The sequence below is a fragment of the Streptococcus oralis genome, from assembly GCF_001578945.1.
In the GTDB taxonomy this organism is placed as follows: domain Bacteria; phylum Bacillota; class Bacilli; order Lactobacillales; family Streptococcaceae; genus Streptococcus; species Streptococcus oralis_Q.
The window spans coordinates 67336-71777 of the sequence record NZ_KQ969552.1 but is presented as its reverse complement, the minus strand read 5'-3'; the positions used below and the strand labels follow the sequence as shown (position 1 = coordinate 71777).

Annotated in this window: 5 protein-coding genes; all 5 read left to right on the top strand. The window is 42.2% G+C overall.

Going from position 1 to position 4442, the window contains the following annotated elements:
• Positions 1-89 precede the first annotated feature (89 nt).
• Positions 90-830: an esterase family protein gene (locus tag SORDD16_RS05755; RefSeq protein WP_061452701.1), complete on the top strand. Its 741-nt coding sequence runs from the start codon at positions 90-92 to the stop codon at positions 828-830.
• Positions 831-842: 12 nt separating this feature from the next.
• A complete protein-coding gene (locus SORDD16_RS05750; RefSeq protein ID WP_061452700.1) occupies positions 843-2009 on the top strand; it encodes an ATP-grasp domain-containing protein in 1167 nt (388 codons plus the stop codon).
• A 108-nt stretch (positions 2010-2117) separates the two neighbouring features.
• Complete coding sequence (gla, locus tag SORDD16_RS05745; RefSeq protein ID WP_061452699.1) at positions 2118-2987, top strand: aquaglyceroporin Gla; 870 nt, start codon at positions 2118-2120, stop codon at positions 2985-2987.
• 122 nt (positions 2988-3109) lie between these two features.
• Complete coding sequence (locus tag SORDD16_RS05740) at positions 3110-3835, top strand: CppA N-terminal domain-containing protein (protein WP_061452698.1); 726 nt, start codon at positions 3110-3112, stop codon at positions 3833-3835.
• A partial coding sequence (locus SORDD16_RS05735) for a serine hydrolase domain-containing protein (protein ID WP_061452884.1) occupies positions 3832-4442 on the top strand: 611 nt, incomplete at its 3' end. The genes SORDD16_RS05740 and SORDD16_RS05735, both read left to right, overlap by 4 nt.

The window sequence follows — 4442 nt, the reverse complement described above, 5'->3', positions numbered from 1 at the left end:
CCATCCACAATGAAGTAGCCTGGGCAGAAAACTTGCCTGCTTGCTTGCGCTTTTTCGCTGAAAAATGGTAGAAAAAAGGAGACAACCCTATGAATATGGAACATCTGAGCCACTGGAGTGGCCAACTCAACCGTGAAATGTATCTCAACCGTTATGGGCATGCTGGGATTCCTGTCGTTGTATTTGCTTCCTCTGGAGGCAGTCACAATGAGTATTATGATTTTGGTATGATTGATGCCTGTGCTTCCTTTATCGAGGAAGGGCGCGTCCAGTTCTTTACTCTATCCAGCGTGGACAGTGAGAGCTGGTTGGCTACTTGGAAAAATAGTCATGACCAAGCAGAAATGCACAGGGCCTACGAACGCTATGTGATTGAAGAGGCTATTCCTTTTATCAAACACAAGACTGGTTGGTTTGACGGCATGATGACAACGGGTTGTTCTATGGGAGCCTACCATGCCCTCAACTTTTTCCTTCAACATCCAGATGTCTTTACCAAGGTGATTGCTTTGAGCGGTGTCTATGATGCCCGTTTCTTTGTCGGTGATTTTTTCAATGACGATGCCATTTATCAAAACTCGCCTGTTGACTATATCTGGAACCAAAACGATGGCTGGTTTATCGACCGCTACCGTCAGGCGGAAATCGTGGTCTGCACCGGCTTAGGCGCTTGGGAGCAAGATGGACTGCCATCTTATTATAAACTCAAAGAAGCCTTTGATCAAAAACAAATCCCAGCCTGGTTTGCTGAGTGGGGCCATGACGTTGCCCATGATTGGGACTGGTGGCGCAAGCAGATGCCCTACTTCCTCGGTCATTTCTACCTCTAAAAGGAGTTACCTATGAATTATCTTGTTATTTCCCCTTATTACCCACAAAATTTCCAACAATTTTCCATCGAATTGGCTAAAAAAGGCATCACTGTTTTAGGGATCGGTCAAGAACCCTATGAGCAGTTGGACGCTCCGCTCAAGGACGCTTTGACCGAATATTTTCGGGTAGAAGATATGGAAAATTGGGAGGAAGTCAAACGAGCTGTAGCCTTTCTCTTTTACAAACACGGACCAATTGACCGCATCGAGTCCCACAATGAATACTGGTTAGAACTAGACGCTGCCCTACGCGAACAGTTTCATGTTTTTGGGGCTAAGCCAAGAGATCTTCAAAAGACCAAGTACAAGTCCAAAATGAAAAAGCTCTTTCAAAAGGCAGGTGTGCCAGTCGTTCCAGGTGCAGTGGTAAAGACACCAAAAGACATTGATAAGGCTGTTAAAACCATTGGTCTTCCACTGATTGCAAAACCGGACAACGGGGTTGGAGCTGCCGCAACCTTTAAATTAGAAACAGCAGTGGATGTGGAGCAATTTAAACAGGAGTGGGATCAGGAAACCATTTATTTCTTTGAAAAGTTTGTCACTTCTAGTGAGATTTGTACCTTTGATGGCTTGGTTGATAAGGAAGGAAAGATTGTTTTTTCAACAACCTTTGACTACGCTTATACACCTCTCGATCTTATGCTTCATAAGATGGACAATTCCTATTATGTCTTAAAAGAAATGGATCCCAAACTCCGTCAGTATGGGGAAGCTATTGTCAAAGAATTTAGCATGAAGGAGCGCTTCTTCCACATTGAATTTTTCCGTGAGGGAGATGACTACATTGCCATCGAGTACAACAACCGTCCGGCTGGTGGTTTTACCATTGATGTTTACAACTATGCCCACTCGATTGACCTTTATCGTGGCTATGCGGCTATCGTGGTAGGTGAGGACTTCCCAGTGTCTGACTTTGAGCCGCTTTACTGCCTTGCAACCTCCCGTCGGGCAAACTCCCACTATGCATACAGTGAAGAAGATTTGCTTGCAAAATACCATGACCAGTTCAAGGTCAAGAAAATCATGCCCGCAGCCTTTGCTGAATTGCAAGGAGATTTCCTCTACATGTTGACGACTCCTAATCGGGAGGAGATGGGGCAGATGATCCAGGATTTCAGTTTACGAAATTCTTAAGAAAATAAAAACGCTTTCCAGAAGCGACTTTCAAAAAAGATATTGCGAAAGCCTTTAAAAATTGATACAATTAAACATGTTTAAAAAATATGAAGGAGAATCTATCAAATGGATTTTACATGGGCTATTAAATATGCCACAGAATTTCTAGGAACTGCTATTTTGATCATTCTTGGTAATGGTGCAGTTGCTAACGTTGAACTTAAAGGTACGAAAGGTCACCAAAGTGGCTGGCTCGTTATCGCTGTTGGTTATGGTATGGGGGTTATGATCCCAGCTTTGATGTTTGGTAACGTATCTGGTAACCACATCAACCCAGCTTTCACACTTGGACTTGCTGTCAGTGGACTTTTCTCTTGGGAACAAGTACCATTTTACATTCTTGCTCAAGTTTTGGGAGCCATCTTTGGTCAAGCTTTGGTTGTAGCGACTCACCGTCCTTACTACTTGAAGACAGAAAACCCAAACAACATCTTGGGTACCTTCTCAACAATTTCAAGCATTGACCACGGTACAAAAGAATCACGTTTTGCAGCTACTGTTAACGGATTCCTCAATGAGTTTGTAGGTTCATTTGTTCTTTTCTTTGCAGCACTTGGTTTGACTAAAAATTTCTTCGGTGCTGAGGTTCTTCAATACATGAAACAAATGGCTACTCAAGCTGGTCAAACAGTTGATTTAACTGAAATGGCAGTAAAAGCTCAAGTAGCGCCACATACAGCTGCTGGACTATCAGTTGCCCACTTGGCACTTGGTTTCCTAGTTATGGCACTTGTAACATCACTTGGTGGACCTACTGGACCTGGTTTGAACCCTGCTCGTGACTTTGGACCACGTCTTCTTCACGAACTCCTTCCAAAATCAGTTCTTGGTCAACACAAAGGTGATTCAAAATGGTGGTATGCCTGGGTTCCGGTTGTAGCTCCAATCGCAGCAGGTATTGCGGCAGTAGCACTTTTCAAATTTCTTTACCTTTAAGAAACGAAACTGGGATTTCCCAGTTTTTTTGTCGGAAATTTTTATAAAAAATTTTAGAATTTAAGTGGAATAGCTTGTAAAAAATTTCAAAATCCTTTAAAATAAAAGAGTTGGAGGAAGCTATGAATGCAAATCAAATGATACAAATTATTCCGACTTTGAAGGTCAATAACCGAAGGTTAAATGAAACATTTTACATTGAAACTCTTGGGATGAAACCCTTGTTAGAAGAGTCTGCCTTCCTTTCACTTGGTGACCAATCAGGTGTTGAGAAGTTGATTCTCGAAGAGGCACCCAGTATGCGAACTCGCAGAGTTGAAGGGCTTAAGAAGTTAGCTAGACTCTTGATCAAAGTAGAAAATCCTTCAGAAATCGAGGCTCTTCTCTCTCGGATGGAGTCCCTTCCTCGCCTATTTAAAGGAAGATGTGGCTATGCTTTTGAGATTGTTTCTCCTGAAGAGGATGTGATTTTTGTTCATGCAGAAAATGACATAAGAGATTTAGTCCCACTGGAAATCATTCCCGAATTTTCTTCAAATACAGGTATGAAATACTTGAATCAATTTGAGATTTCTATGGAATTGCGTTTGCCTGAGGGAACGGAGAGTTTACTTGATTCCGAAGTAGTAGCCAAGACAATTAGCTTTACCAAAGGGGAAGGTTCAGATTTGACTGTTGAAAACAACGTCACCTGGGATTTGTCCATGCTGAAATTTTTAGTAAAAAATTTAGATATGCCTAGTCTTCGTCAGAAATTTGAAAAGACAGGCTACTTTATTCCAAAGTCTGAAAAATTCTTCCTTGGTAAAGATACCAATAACATCGAATTATGGTTTGAAGAAGCATGAAGTGGACGAAAATTATAAGAAAAATAGAAGAGCAAATTGAGGCAGGGATTTATCCCGGAGCCTCTTTTGCATATTTTAAAGACGGCGAATGGGGCGAATCTTACCTAGGATTGAGTGATCCAGAGCGAGATTTGAAAACAAAGGCGGGTCTGATTTATGACTTGGCCAGTGTGAGTAAGGTGGTGGGTGTCGGGACGGTTTTCATCTTTTTGTGGGAGACAGGTCGATTAGATATTGATCGACCTGTAACGGATTTTTTGCCTGAGTGTGATTACCCAGATATTACCATACGGCAACTTCTGACCCATACCACAGATTTAGACCCCTTTATTCCCAATCGGGATATCTTGACTGCCCCTGAATTAAAAGAAGCCATGTTTCACCTCAACAGACGAAGTCAGACAGCTTTCCTCTATTCAGATGTTCACTTTTTACTCTTGGGTTTTCTTTTGGAAAAAATCTTTGACCAAGATTTGGATCAGATTATAAAAGAACAAGTTTTGGAACCATGGGGGATGAAGGAAACCAAGTTTGGTCCCGTTGAGCAAGCTGTACCAACAGTGAGAGGAGTGGAGGCCGGAATCATTCACGATCCCAAAGCCCGTCT